At 57.5% G+C, this 24,741-nt stretch carries 19 protein-coding genes and 5 pseudogenes; 15 read left to right on the top strand and 9 right to left on the bottom strand.

Annotation, left to right across the window (positions count from 1 at the left end; genetic code table 11):
• Positions 1-897: pseudogene (locus A1830_RS14420) on the top strand (integrase core domain-containing protein); the annotation flags it as partial.
• A gap of 156 nt (positions 898-1,053) precedes the next feature.
• Here A1830_RS14420 and A1830_RS14415 read toward each other — a convergent pair.
• Both A1830_RS14415 and ydeE read right to left on the bottom strand, forming a co-directional pair.
• Positions 1,054-1,296, bottom strand: coding sequence for a hypothetical protein (locus A1830_RS14415; RefSeq protein ID WP_231877636.1), 243 nt, complete (start codon positions 1,294-1,296; stop codon positions 1,054-1,056).
• 594 nt (positions 1,297-1,890) lie between these two features.
• Entirely contained in the window at positions 1,891-3,078 is a 1,188-nt protein-coding gene (gene ydeE, locus A1830_RS14405) for an efflux MFS transporter YdeE (RefSeq protein ID WP_067707476.1), read from the bottom strand.
• Between the two features lie 187 nt (positions 3,079-3,265).
• On the opposite strand from ydeE, the pseudogene A1830_RS22710 reads away from it, so the two are divergent.
• Positions 3,266-3,496: pseudogene (locus tag A1830_RS22710) on the top strand (EamA family transporter); the annotation flags it as partial.
• Here the strand turns inward: A1830_RS22710 and A1830_RS22705 are convergent.
• Positions 3,486-3,602: pseudogene (locus A1830_RS22705) on the bottom strand (IS4 family transposase); the annotation flags it as partial. The pseudogenes A1830_RS22710 and A1830_RS22705 overlap by 11 nt on opposite strands.
• Positions 3,603-3,799: 197 nt before the next feature.
• Positions 3,800-4,060 (bottom strand): annotated as a pseudogene (locus A1830_RS14395) (transposase); the annotation flags it as partial.
• A gap of 292 nt (positions 4,061-4,352) precedes the next feature.
• Here A1830_RS14395 and A1830_RS14390 point away from each other — a divergent pair.
• The 5 genes and pseudogenes from A1830_RS14390 to A1830_RS14360 all read left to right on the top strand — a co-directional run bounded on the left by A1830_RS14390 (position 4,353) and on the right by A1830_RS14360 (position 10,646).
• Positions 4,353-5,315: a hypothetical protein gene (locus A1830_RS14390; RefSeq protein WP_067707412.1), complete on the top strand. Its 963-nt coding sequence runs from the start codon at positions 4,353-4,355 to the stop codon at positions 5,313-5,315.
• A gap of 15 nt (positions 5,316-5,330) precedes the next feature.
• Positions 5,331-6,332, top strand: coding sequence for a hypothetical protein (locus A1830_RS14385; protein WP_067707408.1), 1,002 nt, complete (start codon positions 5,331-5,333; stop codon positions 6,330-6,332).
• A 1,041-nt stretch (positions 6,333-7,373) separates the two neighbouring features.
• Positions 7,374-8,804 carry an EmmdR/YeeO family multidrug/toxin efflux MATE transporter gene (locus A1830_RS14375; protein WP_067707401.1) on the top strand — a complete coding sequence of 477 codons (1,431 nt, stop codon included), beginning with the start codon at positions 7,374-7,376 and terminating at the stop codon, positions 8,802-8,804.
• Positions 8,805-8,868: 64 nt separating this feature from the next.
• A pseudogene (locus tag A1830_RS14365) lies at positions 8,869-9,999 on the top strand (MFS transporter).
• A 5-nt stretch (positions 10,000-10,004) separates the two neighbouring features.
• Positions 10,005-10,646, top strand: coding sequence for a DUF998 domain-containing protein (locus A1830_RS14360; protein WP_067707396.1), 642 nt, complete (start codon positions 10,005-10,007; stop codon positions 10,644-10,646).
• On the opposite strand, the gene A1830_RS14355 is transcribed toward A1830_RS14360, so the two are convergent.
• The 3 genes from A1830_RS14355 to A1830_RS14345 form a co-directional block, all read right to left on the bottom strand.
• A complete protein-coding gene (locus A1830_RS14355; protein WP_067707391.1) occupies positions 10,643-11,851 on the bottom strand; it encodes an FAD-dependent oxidoreductase in 1,209 nt (402 codons plus the stop codon). The two genes, A1830_RS14360 and A1830_RS14355, sit on opposite strands and share 4 nt — an antisense overlap.
• Positions 11,852-11,950: 99 nt before the next feature.
• On the bottom strand, positions 11,951-12,739 hold the full coding sequence (locus A1830_RS14350; protein ID WP_067707387.1) for an SDR family oxidoreductase: 789 nt from the start codon (positions 12,737-12,739) through the stop codon (positions 11,951-11,953).
• Between the two features lie 52 nt (positions 12,740-12,791).
• A complete protein-coding gene (locus A1830_RS14345) occupies positions 12,792-13,688 on the bottom strand; it encodes a GntR family transcriptional regulator (protein WP_067707384.1) in 897 nt (298 codons plus the stop codon).
• Positions 13,689-13,879: 191 nt separating this feature from the next.
• On the opposite strand from A1830_RS14345, the gene A1830_RS14340 reads away from it, so the two are divergent.
• The 7 genes from A1830_RS14340 to A1830_RS14310 are packed head-to-tail and all read left to right on the top strand — an operon-like array spanning position 13,880 to position 20,623.
• Positions 13,880-14,695, top strand: a complete 816-nt coding sequence (locus A1830_RS14340; protein WP_067707380.1) for an ABC transporter substrate-binding protein — start codon at positions 13,880-13,882, stop codon at positions 14,693-14,695.
• 30 nt (positions 14,696-14,725) lie between these two features.
• The gene (locus A1830_RS14335) at positions 14,726-15,451 is read left to right on the top strand and encodes an amino acid ABC transporter permease (RefSeq protein WP_067707377.1); all 726 of its coding nucleotides are present in this window, start codon (positions 14,726-14,728) and stop codon (positions 15,449-15,451) included.
• Positions 15,448-16,194 (top strand): amino acid ABC transporter ATP-binding protein, encoded by a 747-nt coding sequence (locus tag A1830_RS14330; RefSeq protein WP_067707373.1) that lies wholly within the window; start codon positions 15,448-15,450, stop codon positions 16,192-16,194. Before A1830_RS14335 ends, A1830_RS14330 begins: the two co-directional genes overlap by 4 nt.
• A 13-nt stretch (positions 16,195-16,207) precedes the next feature.
• Entirely contained in the window at positions 16,208-17,383 is a 1,176-nt protein-coding gene (locus tag A1830_RS14325; RefSeq protein ID WP_067707369.1) for a M20 family metallopeptidase, read from the top strand.
• Positions 17,380-18,537 carry a mandelate racemase/muconate lactonizing enzyme family protein gene (locus tag A1830_RS14320; RefSeq protein ID WP_067707365.1) on the top strand — a complete coding sequence of 386 codons (1,158 nt, stop codon included), beginning with the start codon at positions 17,380-17,382 and terminating at the stop codon, positions 18,535-18,537. The genes A1830_RS14325 and A1830_RS14320 overlap by 4 nt, the downstream gene beginning before the upstream one ends.
• A complete protein-coding gene (locus A1830_RS14315; protein WP_067707362.1) occupies positions 18,521-19,690 on the top strand; it encodes a M24 family metallopeptidase in 1,170 nt (389 codons plus the stop codon). Before A1830_RS14320 ends, A1830_RS14315 begins: the two co-directional genes overlap by 17 nt.
• 9 nt (positions 19,691-19,699) lie before the next feature.
• Complete coding sequence (locus tag A1830_RS14310) at positions 19,700-20,623, top strand: dihydrodipicolinate synthase family protein (protein ID WP_067707357.1); 924 nt, start codon at positions 19,700-19,702, stop codon at positions 20,621-20,623.
• A gap of 53 nt (positions 20,624-20,676) precedes the next feature.
• Here the strand turns inward: A1830_RS14310 and A1830_RS14305 are convergent, their stop codons facing one another.
• Positions 20,677-21,816, bottom strand: coding sequence for a glutamine amidotransferase-related protein (locus A1830_RS14305; protein ID WP_067707353.1), 1,140 nt, complete (start codon positions 21,814-21,816; stop codon positions 20,677-20,679).
• A gap of 75 nt (positions 21,817-21,891) precedes the next feature.
• Here A1830_RS14305 and A1830_RS14300 point away from each other — a divergent pair, with 75 nt between their 5' ends.
• Positions 21,892-23,103, top strand: coding sequence for a pyridoxal phosphate-dependent aminotransferase (locus A1830_RS14300; protein ID WP_067707349.1), 1,212 nt, complete (start codon positions 21,892-21,894; stop codon positions 23,101-23,103).
• A 62-nt stretch (positions 23,104-23,165) separates the two neighbouring features.
• Here the strand turns inward: A1830_RS14300 and A1830_RS14295 are convergent, their stop codons facing one another.
• The gene (locus A1830_RS14295) at positions 23,166-24,710 is read right to left on the bottom strand and encodes a methyl-accepting chemotaxis protein (protein WP_067707346.1); all 1,545 of its coding nucleotides are present in this window, start codon (positions 24,708-24,710) and stop codon (positions 23,166-23,168) included.
• Between the last annotated feature and the right edge of the window lie 31 nt (positions 24,711-24,741).

Here is a 24,741-nt window from a genome sequence, read left to right as displayed (position 1 = left end):
GCTGTCGCGTTCCCTGCACATGGTCAGCACCGGACCAGCAATGAGCTGCGTAAACAGGGCGTTTTTCTCTCAGGAAGTGGTGTCCGCTCTGTCTGACTGGGCCACAATCTTGAAAACTTCAAAAAGCGTCTGAAAGCACTGGAAGAAAAAGTGGCTCGTGAGGGTATCGAACTGACTGACAGCCAGATCGCCGCACTGGAACGCAAAGCCAGTGATGACGNTCTGAAAGCACTGGAAGAAAAAGTGGCTCGTGAGGGTATCGAACTGACTGACAGCCAGATCGCCGCACTGGAACGCAAAGCCAGTGATGACGAGGCCTGTGGCGAAATTGAAACCGCGCATCCGGGTTATCTGGGTTCTCAGGACACGTTTTACGTGGGCAACCTGAAAGGTGTCGGACGTATTTATCAGCAGACGTTCGTTGATACGTACTCGAAGGTTGCGCACTGCAAGCTGTATGTTACTAAAACGCCGATTACAGCGGCAGATCTGTTGAATGATCGCGTGTTGCCATTTTATGAATCTGAGGGCCTGCCAATGCTGAGAATACTGACTGACAGGGGCACAGAGTACTGCGGCAAAGTGGAGCAGCATGATTACCAGCTTTATCTGGCAATAAATGATATCGACCACACGAAAACCAAAGCAATGTCGCCGCAGACAAACGGCATCTGCGAACGGTTCCAGAGGACGATATTGCAGGAATTTTATCAGGTAGTGTTCCGCAAGAAACTCTATGGCGAACTCGATACATTACAATCGGATCTTGATGAATGGCTGGCTCACTATAATAATGAGCGAACCCATAAGGGGAAAATGTGCTGTGGCCGGACGCCGATGGAAACATTACTTGATGGAAAACGCATCTGGGCTGAGAAGAATTTAAGCCAGATGTAATCTGACAGATACCTGTATAAATAACCGGTAACTGTCAGATCAGGTCTGAGCTAATACANCTGGGCTGAGAAGAATTTAAGCCAGATGTAATCTGACAGATACCTGTATAAATAACCGGTAACTGTCAGATCAGGTCTGAGCTAATACAGCTGAAACTCACCAGAGCCAACGCCTCTTTGGCTCTTGCCAGTTCCCCTGCCAAAGGTCAAAACGCTTGAGGAGTTCAAGTTTTTGTAGAACAACATCTTCACCCACGGATGAGAGAGTTCGCTCTGGAATTGAAATGCCGAAAAGGCCATCAGAGACAGCGAATATTTCACATTCTGAAGTCAGTGAACCCAACGATTTATCTATATGCTTACGATCTGCTTTTACAATTAACTGAAGCCCCATCAGCATTTAAACTCCACTATGGCTAGCTGCTCAAATGCTTGTTTAATCTGGTCCAAGACCAGCTCAGAGATTGATTGTCCTCTGATATCATAAACGAGCCGGCAAGTTTGTATGTACGATGGAACCTGCGATAGTCCGTAAGATATTCTGGCAATATTATACGCAATACTGAGTCTTATTGACTCCGGAGATGACAGGCTATGGCTGGCTACAAGTAGAAACTCTCCTTGCTCTTCATTAATAAACTCCGGGGTAAACATCACATCTCCCTCTAATCACCTTCGCCGATTTCTATCAATTGAATGCCTTTCCATCAGAATTTATCATAACAGTTATCCTTCTCAAAAAACGATGTCCGTTCTTCGCTCATAGCTGCCTGTCAACGTGGTCAAGTCCCTTTACCGCAGACCATATGTATAAAAAATCACCTTAACGTACAATAATTTTCGATATCTAAACTGACCCCAGTTAGTGCCTATGGGACACTCCTCGCTGCCATATCGCAGATAAAAGCCACATTGGTGTCGCTGTGTGCTCGTTTTTGTAGGCCGGATAAGGCGGAGCCGCCATCCGGCAATGGTGTGGCGGTTCTACCGCCCCTTATTGCGTTTGCAACACGCCCCATGGCCGGACGCGCATCCCTTTGAGCATCATCAGCCAGGCGATGACAATGGTGACCATCAGTATGACAAACAGTGACCAGGGCGGCAGCGTGGTGAGGATCACGCCGGTTAACAATGGGTTCATCGCCGCGCCCAGCCAGCCGAGCGCCTGCGCCGAGAAATAGGTCGCTTTCATGCCCGGCGGCGCAATATTATCAATCAACAGATACTCGCCCGGCGCATAGATCACCTCGCCGAGGGTAAACACTGCGGCGGAGAGGCCCCACAGCCATAAATTGTCGCCAGAGAACATAAAGCCCGCGAGACCGATAACAAAACTGAGCGTGCCAATCCCCATCAACGGCCGCAGGTTGCCAGGGGTGAGTTTTCGCCCAACGGCATACTGCAAGATGACGACTACCGCCGCGTTGACCGGCAAAACCACCGCCACCACGCGCTCGGCGAACTCACTGCTTGCCACCACCATCACATACTGCGACAGGCAGGAAGCAAAGGATCCGGCAACGAACGATGCGAGAAAGTTAGAGAGGGTAAACCAGCCCAGCGCTTTATCCCTCAGCAGCACCGACGGGGACCAGGCCGCAGCGGGATTGTGACCGCTGCCAACGGCAATGCGCTGAACATAGAGCTGAATAAAGACCAGCGGAAAAGCGGCGCAGAATACGGCCAGCCAGAAGGGCAGATTGATGCTCTGCATCACCAGCAGGGTGCCGAGCGGCGGCCCGACGGTCCAGCCGATGTTGAGGAAGGTGTAGTTGAGCGAAAAAATTTTCGCTTTCGTCGCCGGCAGCAGTGTATCGGCAAAATAGGCCTTCAACACCGTTGAAAAGACCGAATAGGCGCAGTTGATGAGGGCGAAAAAGAGCACCACCAGACCAGCATGATGAGTCAGCGGAATGGCGGCAAATCCGCCGATAAAGGCGATAATTGCCAGCAACATATAGCGTTTTTTATCGAACTTATCCGCCAGCATGCCAAAGCCAAGGCTGAAGATCACGCCGACGGTCAGTGCGATACTCATCGCATAGCCAACCTGATCGACCGCCATGCCGTACTGGCGATTGAGGTAGATAGTCATAAACGGCAGCGTTGCGCCGCGGCCAATCGTTAACAAAAGTGATGAAAAAAGTAATGCGGCGGTGGAGCGCGTTTGTGTCGAGGTCATTTTCTTACCCGGCATGATTATTTCGTTTTTGTGATGCCAATAGCAATTACACGTCTAAACTGAGGCGCACAACCGCCAATTTTTTTGTAGGTGCCAAAAACGACCTACCGAATTTAATGATCTATTACTGGACTATTTTTCAGTAAACGTAAGTTTTTTACAAGTTTGTAAACAAAAAGGGCCGTAGATGGCGCGTAAAGATGTGTTGCTGGCAATGCTGGTAGTCGTGGCCTGGGGCCTCAATTTTGCGGTGATCAAAATGGGTCTGCACGCCATGCCGCCGCTGATACTCGCGGGGCTACGCTTTCTGCTGGTTGCTTTCCCGGCGTTGCTGTTTGTCGCCCGACCAAAAGTGCCGATGCGCCTGCTGCTCGGTTATGGCCTGACCATCAGCTTCGGGCAATTCGCTCACGAATTTCGCGGCGGCGGGTCAGGGCTCCGGCATTACGTGCTGAAGTATCCAGTTCTTCTGGTTTACCAATATGGGACAGGATTGCTGACCAGTTATCGTGAAAGTAATTCATCAGAACGTTAAATCATATCCGGTGTAATGCCACAACCCTTAAGTTAGCGACTATGGGAACCAGTCCCCGGCCGGAACTCAGCGTGCCGGATCGGGGCAGCGGATTGACCTGCAGTGCAAAGCAGACCTGTCTCTCACTGGCACCGTAGCGGGTCTGTAAATCCCTGACCCACTCGCGCAGGCGTGCCAGCGTCAGCTCTTTTTTGCCAGCACATCCTGAAGCATGGCCTTGTCGAGGCTCAGATCGGCAACCAGCGTCTTCAGGCGAAGGTTTTCCTCCTCGAGCTGCCGCATATGTTTCAGTTCTGAAGGCGAAATCCCGCCGTACTTTTTGCGCCAGGTGTAGAACGTGGCATCGGAGATGCCCAGCTTGCGGCAGACTTCCGGTACGGGCGTACCCAGCTCAGCCTGCTTCAGGGCAAAGACAATCTGCTCTTCGGTGAATCGTGACTTTTTCATCGGCACAACCTCCGCTCAGGGGAGTGAAAATCATGCCGGAATTCTGTTTCTGAATGGAGCAGGATTTTGGGTCAGGGTCACCTGTCACTTAAACAACCGGACAAACCATATTCAGGGAAGAACAGCAGTACAACAACCTCAAGTGTAAAACACCATATAAATCATCAATGTCCGCTCTGTGCCAGGAGCGGACATTGCTGGCACATGGTATGTTAGTTTAAGGGGGTAGGTCACGCCCTGTATTCCGCCGTGGTACAATAGTTGCGCAATTCATACAAGGAGGCGTTACATCGTGAAAATTGTTTTCGAGGTTAATGGAAAGAAAGTCCCACTAAAATCTTTAAAATACATAAGCAAAAAAGATCAACTCGAAGTAATGAAAAACTGGTTCTTTGAAAACTTTGAAGATCCGACAAATTCTTGTCCGTATGAAAGTAGAGAAGGTGGCTATGCTTACATATATGGCGGGCCATATGATGCGAGCGAAGAACTACAAGCCATCTTCGATCAATATGTCAAGGCTGAGTATATCGAGGAGTTAGTAGATGACTTACAAACACAATGTTTTGACTGGTCTGGAAACTCAAATAATGTAGATGATTGGTACAATGATGATATCTACGAAGCTGTAACTTCCTCCGACAATCCGTATTTAAAATTCATTGATAACATCGACAAAATAAAAAAACTTGCAAAAGATAAAACTGAACAACAGCAAAAAGACCACTTACTTAGTTTGCTCTACACGAATGTTATTACAGCTTTGGAAACGATATATGTTGAACTATTCATTAACTCTATAGAGAAAAATGATGTTTACATAGCAAATTGTATAGAAAAAGGTAAGACTGAATTCAAAGTAAGCAAAGAGATTGCTGCGTTGCCTTTCAAGGGTGAACCCATCGAGAAAATTAGGGGAGAGCTAATCAGGTCAATCAAGGAACACTTGATCAGTGCAAGCTGGCATAGCACTAAAAAGGTAATCGACCGCTATGAAGCTACATTCGATATAAAAGTACAAAAAGACTGTCCGATAGAAGCTATTGAATTGGCAACCCTTAATCGAAATCACTTAGTGCATCGAGGTGGAAAAGATAAAGAAGGAAACCTCGTAGTGATTACGGACCAGACTCTTGAAACGCTGATTGATAATGCGTCGAACCTGGCAACTGCGCTCTACAACAGTTTAAATGTAGCAACGAATAAAACTAACATGTTACAACCAGATGACAAACCGTTAATTCATGAATTTTAATAGGGCAGGTCATAAATGGATATTCGCACACGAAAGATAAATTTTTTAGAGTCGTTAGATTCAACTGAAGTGATACGCAAAGCAGTAAGTCTCGCTATAGATTGCATGATTGATAATCATAATAGTAATGAGGATATCCCTTTAGTTATTACCAGCTATGATGACTTCTGTAGGCACCAGGTACTAGATTATATACAGGAATTTTGCGAAGCTGCGTTCCCCGACACGGATAAAGATTACTTTAATCCTACCATACTTCACATTATCGGCAGCACTAGTGAAGAATCCTGTATTAACTTAATTAAACTCTTAAGAAGTACAAAAGGCATACTATTCTGGTCAGATGCACCATCGTGGTTCGCTAGCCTCCCCGACGGATTATTCCATGTTGTTAACATTGTTCAAAAAACCGTTACTCGCGGCCTTAATAAGAAAAACTCTAAGCCGACAATAATCAATAAAGAGTACAGCGTAGATACACTACTATCAGAGCTATTTTTGAATGGCGCGCACATGGAGCAAACCAACGCAAACAACGTTTCTGAGGCAGACATGAAGTTCTATGATGAATGCCATGCTGGATTAATCAGACCAATACCCGCTCCAGTAGGCGCGTCATATGATGAAGAGATCACAATTAATTCTCCAGATTGGCAGAAGCTCGCGTGCGTAGCTTTACGCCGCTATCAGTCAAAGGAGTGTCATGACGGAATGTATTGGGATACAACCGATCATGGTTGGATTTATGTAATCGCGTATCCGTTCATCGAAGAAATACAATCAATGGATAATAGTGGTTATCGGCAGTGCTTAGTTGGGCTAGTCACAATAAACAATTCAAATGCAAATTCCCCGCACCTATCTACCGTTTGGATACATCCATTTTATCGTAGGGGAGGGTTATTAAGTAAGTTATGGCCAAAATTACAAGAGCAATATGGAAGTAACTTCGAAATTGAGCAACCTAATGAAAATATGAAAGCATTTTTGAAAACTGTGAAACACGCAGATTACTAATTTATGAATCAGCCTGTGGAGTTGGGTTGGTGTGAACAAGTGGGGTAACAGCCTCAACATGATGCTATGCAGATTTATAACATGCTAAACATCTCAAAAGAACCCCATTCGTTGCCTTGACCTGCTCCCTGATAATTCACAGAGAAGGCTGTTAGCAATGTCCGTTGATCGCTCAAACCAGACCGTCAGATTTGATAATTTTCTACCTACAAAATCTGTCAGATCAAGGCTTAGCTAACACACTTAAAGCCACTCCAAAGCCTGAGAGGGGGATAATCCCTGCGGGTGAAGGGCAATCCGCAGCGCTGCGGCGAAGACGGAGGGCCAGGCGAGGGCAGCAGGGATGCTGCACTCAGGGAGCGGCGGGCAGGGATGCCCGCTCGCGACTGTGCCGTCCGGCCCGGAGCCGGAGCCAAAGGCACCACGCGAAGCGTGGCGCGAGGACGCCCAGCACCCGCGGGGATTATCCACCGCGACAGCAGATATTGCAGCCCAGCACCCGCGGGGATTATCCATCGCGACAGCAGATATCGCAGCCCAGCACCCGCGGGGATTATCCACCGCAACAGCAGATATCGCAGCCCAGCACCCGCAGGGATTACCCACCGCTACAGCAGATATTGCAGCCCAGCACCCGCGGGGATTACCCACCGGCACCGCAGATATAGCAGCCCGGCACCCGCAGGGATTATCCACCGCGACAGCAGATATTGCAGCCCAGCACCCGCAGGGATTATCCACCACGACAGCAGATATTGCAGCCCAGCACCCGCGGGGATTATCCACCGCGACAGCAGATATTGCAGCCCTTCACATCCAAACAGTCACAAAAAATTCCCTTTCCAGTAAAATTTTNGCCCAGCACCCGCGGGGATTATCCACCGCGACAGCAGATATTGCAGCCCTTCACATCCAAACAGTCACAAAAAATTCCCTTTCCAGTAAAATTTTCGCAACAGTCCCACAAAAAGACTTTGCATAATTGTCAGGCTTTTACCATCATCAATCAGGCCTACTCTCCTCTTTCCGGCTGGAACAAACTTGCAAAACTTCAGAGTGACTCTGCTGCAGGCGATCAAACACTCGGCGTGGTATCCCAAAAGACATTCGTACCGTGTTCTCTTCTGGCGGGAAATATCTCCGCTGGCCGTACCCATATTCTTTGAAAACCTCTGCGTCCTGCTGATGGGGGTACTCAGCACCTTCCTGGTCAGCTGGCTGGGTAAAGAGGCGATGGCCGGAGTCGGGCTGGCCGACAGCTTCAATATGGTGGTTATTGCCTTCTTTGCCGCCATCGACCTGGGGACCACGGTAGTGGTGGCCTTCAGCCTCGGCAAGCTCAACCGTGAGCGGGCGCAGGCCGCTGCCCGCCAGTCGCTGGTACTGATGACCCTCTTCGCCATACTGCTGGCGATACTGATCGAATTCTTTGGGGGGGCCATCATCAATCTGATTGCCGGAGCGGCAGAGCCGCAGGTTAAAGCGCTGGCGCTCACCTACCTTCAAATCACCGCGTGGAGCTATCCGGCGGCGGCGATTGCCCTGATCGGCTGCGGCGCGCTGCGTGGGGCAGGGAACACCAAAATCCCGATGCTGATCAACGGCGGGATGAACATACTCAATATTATTATCAGCACCGTCCTGATCTACGGCTGCTTCTCCTGGAAGGGCCTCGGCTTTGCCGGGGCCGGACTGGGGCTGACCCTCTCCCGCTATATCGGCGCGGTAGCGGTAATATATGTGCTGATGATCGGCTTCAATCCCCGACTGAAAATTACCCTGGGAAGCTATTTCAGCAAGCTCAACACCAGCATACTGATGGAGGTGCTGGGCATTGGCGTTCCGGCCAGTATCGAATCGGTCCTGTTCAACGGCGGAAAGCTGCTGACCCAGGTCTTCGTCGCCGGAATGGGAACCAACGTCATTGCGGGTAATTTTATTGCTTTCTCTATCGTCTCCCTGATTAACCTGCCCGGCAACTCCCTCGGATCGGCCTCAACCATTATTGTGGGAACCCGCCTCGGCAAGGGACAGCTGCTTCAGCCCGAACGACAGCTGCGCCACATCTTCTGGCTCTCCACCCTCGGCCTTTGCGCGCTGGCGGCGCTAACGGTGCCCTTCGCGGGTATCCTGGCCTCGTTTTATACGCGGGAAGATGACGTCATTCACGTGGTCAAAGTGCTGGTATGGCTCAACGCCGCCTTTATGCCGTTCTGGGCCGCGTCCTGGGTACTGCCCGCCGGGCTGAAAGGGGCGCGTGATGCGCGCTACACCATGTGGATATCGCTGCTGGGTATGTGGGGATGCCGCATCGTCGCGGGCTATACCCTGGGCGTGCTGCTGGGCTTCGGCGTGGTGGGGATCTGGATGGGTATGTTCCTCGACTGGATCGTGCGCGGCTGGTTTTTCTATCGACGGATGCATTCCGGACGCTGGCTATGGAAATATGCCAAACCGGCCAGCTCGCCCTGACGATCGTTGCCCGCTGACCACACAATAAAAATAACACCTGCTATTACATTCACCAGGAATCGCTATGCCCACACCCTCTTCTGACGCCACCGACTCACTTTTCCACTACCGATCTTTCACCGCATTCTGGCTGGCCCGCACCGCCTCAAGCTTCGGCTTTCAGATGCTTTCCATCGCGGTGGGCTGGCAGATTTATTCGCTGACCGGCAGCGCATTCGACCTCGGGCTGATTGGCCTGGTGCAGTTTCTTCCCGCGGTGCTGCTGGCGCTGCCGGCCGGGCATATTGCTNGAATAAAGTGGATGCCGGCAAAGACGCTGGCGAAGGTCGCGGGCGCACGCGGGGGCGGCGCATGATCGTAGCGCAGGCGGCTGACCATCAGAATGGAGATCAGATAGAGCGCGACGGCGGCGAATGCGGCCTCAATGCAGACCGCCTCGATGATGGGGCCTGCGCTGGGCGGGCTGCTGTATGTCGCCGGACCGGGAGTGGTTTATGCTACCACCGCCGCGCTCTATCTGATCTCCATTCTGATGGTCAGCCGCCTGCGCTACGATCATGCGCCGCCCCCGCGTGCGCCCGCGACCTTCGCCAGCGTCTTTGCCGGCATCCACTTTATTCGCCGTCGGCCCGACGTGCTGGGCGTTATCTCGCTCGATCTCTTCGCGGTGCTGCTGGGCGGCGCGACCGCGCTGCTGCCGATATTTGCGAAGGATATTCTGCATACCGGGCCATGGGGGCTGGGGCTGCTGCGAGGCGCACCGGCGGTAGGCGGCCTGCTGGTGGGTTTCTGGCTCAGCCGTCGCAGTCTTGAGCGTAACGTCGGCAAAATTATGTTCGCCTCGGTCGCCGGGTTCGGCGTCGCGACGCTGCTGTTTGCGTTTTCCACCCAGCTGTGGCTCTCGCTGCTGGCGCTGTTTGCGCTGGGCGGCTTCGATATGGTCAGCATGGTGATCCGCGGGGCGCTGGTGCAGCTTGATACGCCGGACGAAATGCGCGGGCGGGTCAGCGCGGTGAATTCGATCTTTATTAATACCTCCAACCAGCTCGGCGAATTTGAGTCGGGCATGCTGGCGGCCTGGCTCGGGGCGGCTCCCGCGGTGGCGGTTGGCGGCGTCGGCACGCTGCTGGTAGTCGGACTGTGGATGGCCTGGTTTCCCAGCCTGCGTTCGCGACAGCGGCTGCATAACGGATAGCGCGGATGAACGACTCAATCAGACGGAAAATCGGTGCAGGCTGCTTTATTCTCGGCGGGGCGGTCTATCTGCTCGCCGAAAAAATCAGCGCGCTGGCCTGGCATGTTCCTGCTTACCGCTACATGCAGAACTACATTAGCGACCTTGGCATTCCCGTCTGCGGCGTGCTGGCAGACGGGCGGGCGATCTGCTCGCCGCGTCATGCGGTGATGAATATGGGCTTTGCCGCCGAGGGTATCCTGTTTTTCCTTGCCTGCTTTCTGATCGGCAGCGGATGCCGTCCGCGAGGCAGATGGCTATTCCTGCTGACCGGCCTGCTGCACGGCATCGGCGGCGTGATGATTGCGCTTTTTCATAGTGGGGGCGGGAACGGCGGCATAACCCTGCATCAGGCCGGTGCGGTACTGGCGATTGCGGGGGGGAATTTGTGCCTGCTGACGGCAGGTATGCTACTACGAGGCCACAGCCGACGGCGCGATCGTCAGTGGGGCATAATCAGTCTGCTGCTGGGCGGGGTTGGCCTGCTCAGCATGCTGATTATCCCCCTTAACCTGCTGCCGACGGGGTTAATTGAGCGGGCCTCGGTCTATCCCATCACCTGCTGGCAGATCCTCACCGGCCTGTGGCTGTTGAGAGCGAAAGCTTAGAAGCGTCGGGGTTTCTCGGGACGAAATCCCAGCCCGATGATCCAGCCAAACACATGGGGTAAAAACCGCAGCCGACTGACCAGCCTGGGGATCGGGCTGCCTGTGCTTTTGCTTTTTTTGCGTTTTTTGCCGCTCATTTTTATCTGAATAAACTGGGTGGCACAGGTGGGAAACTGCCGCCGCTTCTGCACCTTTTGCAGGTTTTTCAGGCTGAGGCGACCTTTCCGCAGGTGAGGAACCAGCAGATTGGCGCTGGCAACCGCATCCTGAATGGCCAGATTGACCCCCACGCCGCCAATTGGCGACATAGCATGGGCCGCATCGCCGATGCAAAGTACGCCAGGCTTTGCCCACTCATCGAGGCGGTCAATACGGATAACAAGCAGCCTGAGCTGATCCCACTCCGTCAGCGCATCCAACCTGTCGGGCGGGAAGGGAATAAAGGGCGCAACTTCCTGCTTAAAACCAGCTAAACCCCGCGGTGCCATCTGCTCATAATGACCTTTGGCGATAGCGTAGCCGCACTGCCAGTAATCACCCCGGTCAATAATGATAACGTTCTGCTTTGGCCCTCTGTGCCCCATGCTCACCGCCGGATCGTCGGGCTGTTTCGGCAGCGAAAACCACAGCACGTCGCGCGGGGCACCAAATTCGCGGCCGGTCAGTCCGGCTTTTTCCCTGACGCGTGAATGACGACCATCCGCTCCCACCACCAGCTGTGCGCGGATTTCCGTGGTGGCCGTACCGGATGACGCGCGGATCCCGCAGACGCGGTCCTGTTCACAGATCAGGTCGTCGAGGCGCGTCGAGCGGTAGAGGGTAAAGGTCGGCAGCGCGGCGGCCTTAGCCGCCAGGAAATTCAGGAAGTCCCACTGCGGCATAAAGGCGATAAAGCGACACTTTACCGGCAGCCGCGAGAAGTCAGCCATTGTCACTTCGCGACCGTTCATCTCGGCCTGAAGCTTAGGCGCCTGCTGGTGGGGCAGCGTGAGCAGCTCATCCAGCAGCCCCAGATGGTGCATAATTTGCAGGGTAGAGGGGTGAATGGTATCGCCGCGAAAGTCCCGAAGGAAATCAGCGTGCTTTTCAATCACCACGACCTGAACGCCCGCCAGGGCCAGCAGATAGCCGAGCATCAGACCCGCCGGGCCGCCGCCGACGATGCAGCAGTCAGTGGTGATTGATTCGGGTAGCTCTGCCTGCATAGGTACACTCCGGGATAATATTATCGTAAAGCATGATAATAGTTATCATTAACGCGTACCAGTGTCAGATTGTGCTGCCGTGCCGCGGATAAAGCAACGCTATAGCACCGAGGGGATGAGTCCGCCGTCTACGCGCAGCACGCTGCCGGTAATATAGGCCGCCTGCTGGCTGGCCAGAAACGCGGCTGCGGCCCCGTACTCTTCCGGTCTGCCGTAGCGGCCCGCGGGAATGCTCTGGCGACTTTTCTCCGCGATGGCCCCGGGCGTGCTGTTCTCCCGTCCGGCTTTAATGGCATCCAGCTGGGCAACCCGACCGGTGGCGATGCGTCCGGGCACCATTACGTTTACCGTCACGCCGTCGGCGGCGACCTCGCCCGCCAGCGTTTTCGACCAGCCCAGCAGGCTCATTCGCAGCGCGTTCGACAGCGCCAGGTTTGCCAGCGGGGCGATAACCCCCGATGAGGTGGTGGTAATGATGCGACCCCAGCCGCGCTCGCGCATGGCGGGCAGCACGAGGTCGGTAAGCTGGATAAGCGCCCCGACCATCAGGCTGAACTGCTGCTGCCAGACCTCTGCCGCCACGCCCTGGGCGCGGGCTGGCGGTGGGCCGCCGGAATTATTGACCAGAATATCCACGTCTCCCCAGTGCTGGCGGATGGCGTTCAGTGTCTCGGTGAAGCGCCCTGGGGCGGCCAGATCCAGCGTCCAGGCCTGAGCCGTTCCGCCCTGCTGCTGGATCAGCGCCACGGTCTCTGCCAGCTTTTCGCGATTTCGCCCGGTGACGGCGACGCGCACCCCTTCCTGAGCCAGCGATTGCGCAATCGCACGTCCTAAACCGCTGCCTGCCCCACAAACGAGCGCCACACGGTGATCAATTTGCAAATCCATTATTTTCTCCTGGTTGTATTTTCAGGAGCAGATAATGCAAAAATGATGCCGCTTAAGATTTCGCCGCCTTTTTTGCGACCAGATCGTGCGCCGATTGCAGATGCTGCTGCATCAGCACCGCGGCTTTTTCCGGCTGGTTATCGCGCACCGCATCAAGAATAGCGACATGCTCTTCGCACCACTCCCGGACGCGGCGTTTATTGTGGTAGCTGCCGAACTCCAGCAGGCGGCGCAGGCGGTTCTGCTGCTGGACAGCCTGCAGGACATAAAGGTTACCGCTGGCCTCGGCCAGCATTTCGTGAAAGTCGGCATCGGTTTCAAAAATCTCTCTTGCCGGAACCAGGGTGATATCCGGGTGGGTGATCAGCCACAGATGCCGGGCGCGCATGCGTTTGATCGCGTGGCGATCGGGACGGAACAGCGGCGATCGCAGCGCCGCGGGTTCAATCATCAGGCGAAAGCCGTAGCCGTTTTGTCGCGCGACCTCTGAGTCCAGCGTTTGGAGAAAACGCCAGCCGTGCCCGGTATTGCGAGCGATGAGCCCGTCCTCCGCCAGCTTCAGCAGCGTACGGGACAGTACGCCCCGGTCAACATCATAGCGCTGCGCAATTTCCGTCTGGGTAAAAGAGATGGGCAGTGCATCGGCGATGCGATCGTGCACCAGCTTTTCATAGAGAGTCTGATCGCTGGTTTTAGGCTGTTCAATGGCCAGCTGCAACAGCTCATCGACGTTTTTGATTAAGAAGAAACCCTGGTTTGGCCGCGCTTCAACCGCACCCAGCAGGGTGAGTTCCTTCAGTGCGGACCGCACCGGCGTACGCGATACGCCGAGCGCATCAGCTAAATGCTGCTCACGTAAATGATGACCTGGATCGAATCTTGCTTCATATATCAGGTCGAGTATTTGCCGGGCTATCCGGCGACTGCTTGCAGAAGAAGCGGGCTGCATGATGGTAGCGTTCCTGAATGCATTATTGTGGTCAAAAGAGACAATAACACAGGCCACTCCCGACAACGAAGTAAAGCCCGAATCGCACCATGAGGGTGCGGAGATGCACCTTAAGCGCGCAGGTCCGCTGCGTCAGTGATTGTATTTATTGACTCATAAAAGCCAATGCAAGCCTTCACCAGGAGAGCACAATGACCAGAAATAAAATGATGTTCCGCCGCCTGACCGGCCTGATGCTGTCCCTCAGCGCAGCGCTCCCCCTGACCGGTCATACCGCGACGCAGGCCGTTACGCCGGGCACGATCACCTACGGCACGGCGGCGACCTTTATGCCCTTTGAGTTCGTTAAGGACGGAACGCTCAGCGGCTTTGATATTGATCTCATCACCGCCCTCAGTCAGCACCTCAATCTGACGGCGGCCCCCATGCAGATGGAGTTTAAGGGGCTGATCCCCGCGCTACAGGGTAAGCGTCTCGACGTTATCAACTCGGCGATGTACGTCAATGCGGCGCGCGCCAGCCAGGTCGATTTTGTGCCCTATATGAAGATCGGCAGCCGGGTAATTGTGCGTAAGGGAAATCCTGCCCGGATAACCGGGCGTGATTTATCGCTCTGCGGAAAGAATATTGTGGTCACGCTCGGGGGCATTGAGGAGAGCCAGGCCCGCGAGGACAGTAAAAAGTGCGTTGATGCCAAAAAGTCGGCGATTAACGTCCTGACCTTCCCGTCAGCGACGGATTCTGCCGTAGCCGTGGCGCAGGGACGAGCCGATGCGGAATTCCTCTCAACCCCTGGCACCGTCGCGCTGATGAACGAGAAGCCCGATCTCTTCGAGGCGGTTGGCCCCGAGTTTGAGGCGGATACCCATATTGCCTTTGCCGTGCGTAAGGGCGACGAAGAAACCCGCGCGCAGCTGGAAAAAGGGCTACAGGCGCTGGTGAAGGATGGCACCTACCGCCAGCTGATTGAAAAATGGCATTTCCCGGACTCGGTCGCCATTTTCTAATCCGCCTCTCGCCGTAACCCGGAGATTATTATGTCGTTAGCATTAATGTGGCAGTACGTCATCTCACCCGCGTTCCTGCAGGGAGCCTGGATGACGCTGTTGATCACCGTCAGCGCGCTGCTGTGCGGCGTGGTGATGGGGTTAATCCTCGCGCTGCTACAGGAGGCCCCCTTCCGTGCAGGAAGGGTGGTGGCCTTTATCTACCTGTGGCTGTTTCGTGGCACCCCGGTGCTGTTCCAGATCATCTTCGTCTACAACGTGCTGCCCGGCTTTGGCATCAGCCTGCCGGCTTTTACCTGTGCGGTGCTGGCCCTGTCGCTGAATGAGGGGGCCTATATGGCGGAAATCCTCCGTTCAGGGCTTCAGGCGGTAAAAAGCGGGCAGCGCACCGCCGGGATGGCGCTGGGCATGACCAACGTGCAGATCATGCGCAAGATTGTGCTGCCGCAGGCGGCGCGGATTGTCCTGCCGCCAATGGGTAACCAGATGATCAGCATGCTGAAGTCGAGCGCGCTGGTGTCGGTGATTGCGGTACAGGAACTGCTGCTGATCGCAAATCAGACCGCCAGCGCCAGCTTCCGCTACTTCGAAGCCCTCTGCGCGGCGGGGATCTACTACCTGCTGCTGACCTCGATATTTATGCTTTTTCAGGCGTGGCTGGAGCGATCGCTCGATCCTAAACAGCGCCGCCGCCGGGGGCAGCGCACCGCTTCCGCCGGGGCCACACAGTCAGAATCACAACGGGAGATGTCATGAGCCACAGTCAAAAACCGCTGCTGGAAGTGATCGGTATTGATAAAGCCTTTGGGCGTCAGCCGGTGCTTAAGAACTGCTCGCTGACCCTCAGGCGCGGCGAAACCCTGGTGCTGATCGGGCCATCCGGCTCCGGCAAATCCACGCTGCTGCGCTGCGTAAACCTGCTTTCGCCTGCCGACAGCGGCGATGTGTTCTTTGGCCGCCAGAATATCAGCCGGGGCGAAGTGCCGCCGCACCAGCTGCGCCAGCGTATCGGCATGGTGTTCCAGAACTATGAGCTGTTTTCCCACCTGACGGCGGCCGAGAACATCATGCTGGCCCCGATGACCGTGCTGGGCCTTAACCGCACGGAAGCAAGAAAGCAGGCGGAAAACCTGCTGGCGAAGGTACGGCTTAACGACCGGGGCGATCACTTCCCGGATGAGCTGTCCGGCGGTCAGCAGCAGCGCGTGGCAATAGCCCGGGCGCTGGCGATGAAGCCGGAGCTGATGCTGTACGACGAGCCGACCTCGGCGCTGGACCCGGAGATGATCCGCGAAGTGCTGGACGTGATGGCCGAGCTGAGCGCAGAGGGGATGACCAGCATGGTGGTGACCCATGAGATGGGTTTTGCCCGCCGGGCCGCCAACCAAATCCTGTTTATGGAGGAGGGGGAAATACTGGAGAACGCCAGCGCCAGTGATTTCTTCTCCGGCCAGGTCAGCGAGCGCGCGCGCCGCTTTCTCGATCAGATTTTACATTAATCACGGAGTTTCTATGTCCATTTACCGCGCCAACGACGCACGTATGAAGCAGGACCTTGCCACGCTGGTGGCGATCAATACCGAGAACCCGCCGGGCCGGGAGCGCGAGGCGGCAGAGTGTATTGCTGACTGGCTACGGGCGGCGGATTTCGACCTCTCATTCAGCGAATACGCTCCCGGACGGACGAACGTGACCGCCGTGCTGCGCAACGGCGACGGCCCGTGCTTTGCCTTTAACACCCATCTGGACGTGGTGCCCGCCGGAGAAGGCTGGGCCAGCGATCCCTTTACGCTCACCGAACGCGACGGACGGCTATATGGTCGCGGCGCCTGTGATGCCAAAGGCCCGCTGGTGGCGATGGTAGAAGCCCTGCGCATGCTGGCACAACGTCGTCAGGACTGGTCCGGCACGCTGATGGGGGTCTTTACCGCCGATGAGGAAGTGGCCAGCGAAGGGGCAAAATTCTATGTCCGCAACGCGCCCCCGGCCATTGATTTCGCGGTGATTGGCGAGCCGACCGCCAACGCCACCTTTTCTGCCCATAAGGGCAGCCTGCGCCCCCGCGTACGGGTGAAAGGCGTGACCGCGCACTCGGGCACCCCGGAGCTGGGGATCAATGCCATCTATCGGGCGGGACAGCTGCTGGGGCTGGTGGAAGAAGCCCATCATCAGCAGGTGCGCTGCCGCTGTCACCCGCTGGTCGGGAGTGCCAGCCTGACCGTGACCCGCATCCACGGCGGCCATGCCGATAACGTGGTGCCCGACAGCTGCGAGCTGCTGCTCGATCGCCGTATGGTGCCCGGCGAGGAGGAGGAAGCGGTAAAAGCCGAGCTGCAACAGCTGCTGGAGACGGCAAAGCAGCAGTTTGGCGTTGAGGCGGAGATCGTCGCCTGGCAGCCTACCACCGGCGGCGCGACGGAAACCGACAGCGCCGAGGCGATCGTGCAGGCGGGCCTGGCGGCCTGTCGTCGTCACGGCCAGTCCGAGCCTGGCCCGTTTGGCTTTCAGGGCGGCTGTGACCTGGTGCATTTCCGTGCGCTGGGTGCAAAGGGCGTGGTGATTGGCCCGGGATCGCTCGCGGTGGCGCACAAGCCGGATGAGTTTGTGCCCGTGGACGAGTTTATCGCCGCCGCCGGGATCTATCTGGACATTGCGCTGGCGATGCTGCCCGTGGCGGTGATCCGATGAGAGCCCGTCTGTGGCGGGGCGATCTTCACTACGCGGGCGTCACCCTGCATACCGCCGCCTCCGGTGCGGTGGCCGCGCTCGATACCCTGTGGCTGACGCTGGACGACGGCGGCGACAGAGGGACTGGCGAAGTCAGGCTAAATATCCGCTATCTGCACGGCTACAGCGAGGAGCAGGTGCTCGGCAATGTCCAGCATCATCTGGCCCGCTGGGACTGGGAGCAGCCACCCGAGGCACAGCTGGCAGCGGTTCACGCCGCGCAGAGTGGACTACTGGCACCCACGCGGATGCTGCTGGAGATGGCGCTGCTGGATCTGCTGGCCCGTCAGCATCAGCAAAGCCTCGCGCAGTGGCTTGGCGCGACCAGCGCACCCTGCGCGATAGCAACCAACCAGACGCTGTTCTGGGGCAGCGAAACGCAGATGATGGATCAGGCCGAAGGCTACGTGGCACGCGGCTTTACCCAGCTCAAACTGCGTACCGGGGTGGCGGATTTCGCCACCGACCTGCAGCGGCTTCGGGCGCTGCGCCAGCGCTTCGGGGAGGGCATCACCCTGGCGATTGATGTGAACGGCCAGTGGTCGGTCGCCGGGGCGCTGGAGCGTCTGCCGCAGCTGACAAGCCTGGATCTCAGCTATGTGGAACAGCCCCTTGCGCCGGAACACGATCCGCGGCTGCCCGAGCTGGCGGCGTGCGGCATCCCGCTGATGCTGGACGAGAGCCTTAACGGCGAGGCGGCCATCGCCCGGCTGGCGGGCCCGGCGACGGGCGACAGCCAGCCAGCGCAGCATGACACCCTGGCACCTTGCACCTCCGGCAGTGCCATCTGGGCACACCTCAAGCTGGTGAAGCTGGGCGGCATCCTGCCCACGCTGCGCGCTGCGCGACGTTTGCAGGCTGCGGGCGTGAAGCTGATGATCGGTCAGATGAATGAAGGCCACGCGGCTACGGCGGCCGCGCTACAGCTCTGCCGCGTGGTGCAGCCGGACTTTGCGGAACTTTACGGGGCCGACGGCCTGACTGACGACCCGGTCAGCGGTCTGATTTACCACCAGGGTCGCGTCAGCGTGCCCGATTCTCCCGGCCTGGGCGTGCATTTCGATGCCGCGCGCGCCACTTTACTTCAGGAGCTTAACCATGCAACTACCCGATAATGTGATTCAGGGCAGCGAATCGGCATTTAACGCCGAGGAATATGCCCGGCGTATCCGCCGCACCCGCGAACGTCAGCAGGCGGCAGGCATCGACGTGATGATTGTGACCGGCCCGGAAAATATCTTCTGGCTCACCGGCCAGCAGACGCCAGGCTACTACACCTTCCAGGCGCTGCTGCTGCCGCTGGAAGGGGAGCCGGTTTTCGTTATTCGCCAGCTGGAGTTCTGCAACTTTATCGCCAACACCTTTATCGCCGACGCGGCGGTGTATCAGGATGGCGATAACCCGGTCGATTTTCTGTTCGGTATGCTGCAACAGCATAACTGGCTGTCAAAACGCATCGGCCTGGATAAGCGCGGCTGGTTCCTGCCGGTCGCCATCTATGAGGCGCTACAGCAGCGATTAGGCGATATCGCCGATGCCGCAGGCGTAATTGAGCCGCTGCGGGCGGTGAAGTCCCGGGCGGAGCTGGAAAAAATCACCGCCGCCGCGCGCTACGTTGACGCCGGGATGAACGCGGGCATTGCCGCCATCCGCGCGGGCGCTGACGAAAATGCATTAGTCTCCGCGATGATGGGGGCGGCGATTGCCGCCGGCTCCGAGTATGTCGGCATGGAGCCGCTGGTCTCCTCCGGCCCGCGCACCGGCGTACCGCACGGCACCTGGCGACGTCGGGTGCTACAGGATAATGAACCGGTCTTTCTGGAGATGGCGGCGGCTCACGATCGCTATCACGCCGCGCTGATGCGTTCCGCCTGGCTGGGACGCCCCCCGGCCATCGCGCTGGAAATGGAAAAGGTGTGCCAGGAGGCACTCCAGGCGGCGCTGGATGCCATTCGCCCCGGCGCGACCTGCGAAGCGCCTCATCTGGCCTGCCAGCAGGTCATTGACCGCGCGGGCTTCACCGATAACTTCAAAAAACGCACCGGCTACGCCATTGGCGTCTCCTTCGCGCCTGACTGGGGCGAGGGCGGTATCCTCAGCCTCTACACCGGCGTTACTACCGAACTCCAGCCGGGGATGACCTTCCATATTCCCCCCGCGCTGCGCATTTACGGTGAGTTTACCGTCGGCGTCAGTGAAACCATCGTGGTAACCGAAACGGGCTATCGCCAGCTCGGCACCCTGGCTCGTCCATTAACTTTGCTGTAAGGAACAACAATGAAAGATATGACTGAATGCCATGAGCGCCTGCGCGGCATCTTCAACATTACCGTCACGCCTTTTGATACACAGGGCGCCATCGACTTTGTGGCGCTGCGTGAAAATATTGAGCGGGTGATCGGTCTGGGCTACGACGGCATTCTGATTGGCGGCACCTACGGTGAATTCCCGGTGATGTCACTGGCCGAGCGGCGGTCGCTGTTTAGCGAAGTGATGGCCTGCGTGGGCGATCGCATTCCGGTAATGCTGTGCAGCGCCAGCGCCGATCCGCGCGAAGTGCGGGAGCTTACCGCGCTGGCGGGCGATCTTGGCGGCCTGCCGATGGTCACGCCGCCGTTTGTCAGTGAAATCACCCAGGCGCAGATCCACGCCTTTTTTTGTGAAATGGCACCGCTGTCAAAAACCGGCATTTTGATTTACAACGCGCCCGGCATTGGTATCACCCTTTCACCCGATCAGCTGGTGCAGCTGGCAGAGATCCCGGGCGTGATCGGGATTAAACAGGGCGATCTCAACCCGACGGCTATCGACCAGATTGCTAACCGCCTGGGCGGTCGGCTGCGGCTGTTCTGCGCCTCCGATCTGGCCTTCCTTGGCCCGATGATGTGTGGTTTTGACGGCATCAGTACCACCAACAGCGGCGCGTTACCGGAGATTATTCTGGCAACCTTTCGCGCGGTGGAGCAGGGGGATGCGGAGACCGCCCGCAGTCTGCATCAGCTGTGGTACGACTACCGCGCGCTGGCGCGCCAGCACGGTCAGCCGCAGCTGGTTAAGGCGGCAATGGCGCTGCGCGGCTTTAACGGCGGCACGGTGCGCGCCCCGTTAAGACCCATCTCGCCGGAGGCGCTGGCGGCGCTAACCCGCGTGATGACGACGCTCGCCAGCGATCCGCGCAGCGGCGTCACGCTGGCTGAGTAAAGATGACCCGATCCGCTGAGCGGCCCTCGCAGACTGAACGGGGCCTGCGAGGGTCAGGTATCGCTTAGCGATCGGGGATGTTTCTGACCCGCGCGGCGCACCCCACGCTGGCTAAGGGCCGCCTCAAGCAGCCGGGTAAACAGGCCGTGTGGCGCCTCCGGGCGCGACAGCAGTTCCGGATGCCCTTGAACGCCGTGCCAGAAAGGGTGGTCGGGCAGGGAGATAGCCTCAACGGTCCCGGCGGTTTCGGCCGTAACGACAATACCGCTGGCGGCCAGCTGGGCGCGAAGGGCGGGGTTAAACCGGTAGCGATGGTTGTAATGCATCTGGGCGGGAAGCGGGGCGGGCAGCGGCTCAGCAGGGGTAAAAGGCAGCAGCCCGCAGCGGTGAGCGCCATTCCCGAAGCGGATAAAACTGTGCAGAGCGGCATCCGGCGCCACCTCCGCCAGGATTGCCCCGTCGCATCCGGGCTGAAGGCGTACCGCCGCCGTGGCCATGCTCTGCATACCGAGGCACAGGCCCAGGGTGGGTAGATGACTCTGCAGGGTGGCGTGGGCCACGCGGATCTGCCCGCTGACGGCCGCCATGGAGGCACCGCCGGGCAGTACTACCGCGTCCAGTTCGCTCAGCTCATCCAGAGGGGCGGACAGGTCGGCAGGCGGTAAAAAACGCAGGCGGAGCTGAATGCCGAGCGGGTGGGCGGCATCGTCAAGTGCCGCCAGGGTGGCAGGATAAACCTCACGGTGATCCGCTTCCCGTCCCACCAGCCCCAGTACCAGGGTTTCACCGACCGGCTGGGTGCGTGAGCGGCCGCCAGGCGCAGGTTGTCGCAACAGCACGCAGCCTGCGGCGTCGCAGAGCTGTAACAGCCCGCCTGCGTGCTGAGCGTAAAGCCGGTTTCCCGGCAGGTGCGCCACGCGCTCAGCATCACCTGCGGCAAGCACCACGACGGCATCATGCGCAGGAAGCTGCGCGATATCGCTCACCTCCCGCAGCTGCGGGTCGCAGGTATAAAGCCCGCTGGTGACGCAGTAACTGGCCGCGACCACGTGCTGATGGCTGTCGGGGTAGTCGCCGCTAAAGGTCGGCCGCAGGCTCCACAGGGGCAGGCGCTGCTGCCTGGCCCAGGTTACCGCACAGGCACCATAGTGGGCGGGCAGTCTGGCATCGTCGAGGATAAAAGTCAGTGACACGGCAAGCTCCTGGCTGTCTGGGATGAGGTACGCAATCGATTGTATTCACTGAGTCAACATATACAAAGAGGATTTATGAATAACACCACTACCGCCCGCCGTATGCAGCGGGTAAGACCTTCGCCGACCGCTGCGATTTCCGATCGCGTTCGTGAACTGGAGGCCGCAGGGAAACGGATCATCAACCTGGGAGAGGGGGAGCTGGACTTTGCCACTCCCGATGTCATCAGCTATGCCGGGATAGCGGCCATTGTGGGGCAGCAGACCAAATACACCGCCGTGGCGGGCACCGCCGAGCTGAAACGGGCCATCGCGCATAAGTTTGCCCGGGATAACGGCCTGACGTTCCAACAGCATGAGATCATCGCGGGCAGCGGGGCTAAACAGCTGATCTTCAATGCGCTGCTGGCGACGGTTGACCCGGGTCAGCAGGTGATTATTCCCGCGCCCTACTGGGTCTCTTATCCGGATATGGTGGCGCTGGCCGAGGGCGAGCCGGTAATCGTGCCCTGCGAGGAGCAGCACGGCTGGAAACTGCGACCGGACACCCTGGCGCAGGCCATTACCCCGCAGACGCGCTGGGTGATTCTGAACTCCCCCGGCAACCCTACCGGGGCGATCTACAGCCTTCAGGAGCTGCGCGCGCTGGCCGGTGTGCTGGCCGACCATCCGCAGGTACTGATTATGGCCGATGATATCTACGAGCCGCTGCGCTATAACGGCGCGCCGTTTGCTACCTTTGCTCAGGCGGCGCCGCAGCTGGCAGAGAGAACGCTAACGATTAACGGCGTCTCGAAAAGTCATGCGATGACCGGCTGGCGGCTGGGCTATGCCGCCGGACCCGCCTGGCTGATCGCAGCGATGCAAATTCTGCAATCGCAGAGTACCTCCAACCCCAGCAGTATTTCGCAGGCGGCGGCCGTGGCCGCCCTGCAACAGCCCGCCGCCTTTTTTACCCAATGGCTGGAGAAGCTGGCCCGCCGTCGCCAGCGCGTGATGGCATGGGTGGCGGCAACGGACGGGCTAAGCGCCACCCCGCCCGAAGGAGCATTCTATCTGTTTGCCAACTGTAAAGGGCTGATTGGGCGCATCACCCCGACGGGCGAATCCCTGGCTGACGATAGCGACGTGGCCCGCTGGCTGCTGGCAGAGGCGGGTGTTGCGGTACTGCACGGATCGGCCTTCGGCATGCCGGGCTATCTGCGCATCGCCTATGCGGTAAAAGACGAACTGCTGGAGGAAGCCTGCCAGCGGCTTGAGGCCGCCTGCCGTCGCTTAACGGCCTGAAAGAGGCGTCGGCAGAGATAGCCGACGCCGTGTTTTAGCCTGCGGTGTTAGCCCGGCGGGATTCAGACCCGGAAGGTGTCCACCATGCTCCGCAGCGCATGAGCCTGCCCGGAAAGGGAGTGTGAAGCCGAGGAGGATTCCTCAACCAGTGCCGCATTATTCTGCGTGACGCCATCCATCTGACTCACCGCGATGCTGACCTGCGAAATTCCCTGCATCTGCTCTGATGACGCCAGTGATATCTCCTCCATCGCGTCGGCGAGGCTGCCGACCATATTAACGATTTTGATGATGCTTTGCCCCGTTCCCTGTGCAACGGCCACGCCGCCTTCCACCTGCGTCACGGCCTGCTCGATCAGCGCTTTTATCTCTTTTGCTGCCACCGCACTGCGCTGCGCCAGCGTCCTGACCTCGCCGGCGACCACCGCAAAACCTCTGCCCTGTTCTCCGGCTCGGGCCGCTTCGACCGCGGCGTTCAGCGCCAGGATATTAGTCTGAAAGGCGATGCCTTCAATCACGCTGGTAATATCACGCACCTTACCCGCACTGAGGGAAATATCGCTCATGGTCACCGTCATTCGCTGAACCTCGGCGTCGCCGTTGCGGGCCAGTGACGCCGCTTCCCTGGCGGAGTTTGCCGTCTGCTGTGCGCCGACGCTATTGCTTTTCACCGTTGCGGTTAGCTGCTCCATGCTTGCAGCCGTTTCCTGCAGCGCTGCCGCCTGCTGTTCGGTTCGGGATGAGAGTTCGGTATTACCCCGGGCTATTTCGTCTGAGGCGAGCGCAACGGAAACCGCAGCCTCTTTAATCTGCGACACCAGGCCGCGCAGATTTACCTGCATACCCGCCAGGGAGGCCAGCAGACTGCTGCTGTCGTTGTGGCGTAAAGCGACCGACGTTGTCAGATCGCCGCTGGCGATGGCGGCGGCCAGACGTTGAGCCTGAACCGGTTCACCGCCCAGCTGACGCATCAGCAGACGTACGGTCAGGATACAGACGATCGCTGCGGCAATAACGGAGACAACCATCATGATGCCTAACAGCAGTGAAAGGCGGTTTACGGCTGCGCTGTTTGCCCTGGCCGTCTCCTCGGCCTGTTGGGTCTGAATATCTGTCAGGGCATTAAGACTGGCGACCAGCACCTGCTGCGGGGGCCTCACCCCGTGAGTGAGATAATCTGCGAACCCCTGGAGCTGACGCTGCTGCGCCATATGGGCAGCGGTATCAAGGGCGGTGAGAGCGGCTTTCTCTGAATCACTGACGTCTGCCAGCAGCTTCACTTCAGCGGGGGCCCCTTCGGCATGGATGATGACGGCAAGCGCATCACGCGTTTGCAGATACACCTGCTTTTGTTGATCGAAGCGGGAAAGCTCCGACTCAATGGCCTGAGGATCGGTAAAGAGCGCCATGTTCCTTATTTCGACCAGCATATTTCGCAGCGTGGTACCCATTTCGTTAACCAGCACGACTTTTTTCAGCTTAAGGTTAACGACGGTGTTCATACTGTCTCTGGACTGACTCAGACCATTAAATGCCAGGCCCAGACAAAGAATAAAGAGCAAAATTAACAGGGAAAAACCTGCTGTCAAACGGGTCGATATTTTCATGTATCCATCCAGCTAAAGGTTATGGGGCAGA

The sequence above is a fragment of the Erwinia sp. ErVv1 genome, from assembly GCF_900068895.1.
GTDB lineage: Bacteria > Pseudomonadota > Gammaproteobacteria > Enterobacterales > Enterobacteriaceae > Erwinia.
The sequence above is the reverse complement of the archived record's forward strand: the minus strand, read 5'-3'. Positions and strand labels throughout refer to the sequence as shown.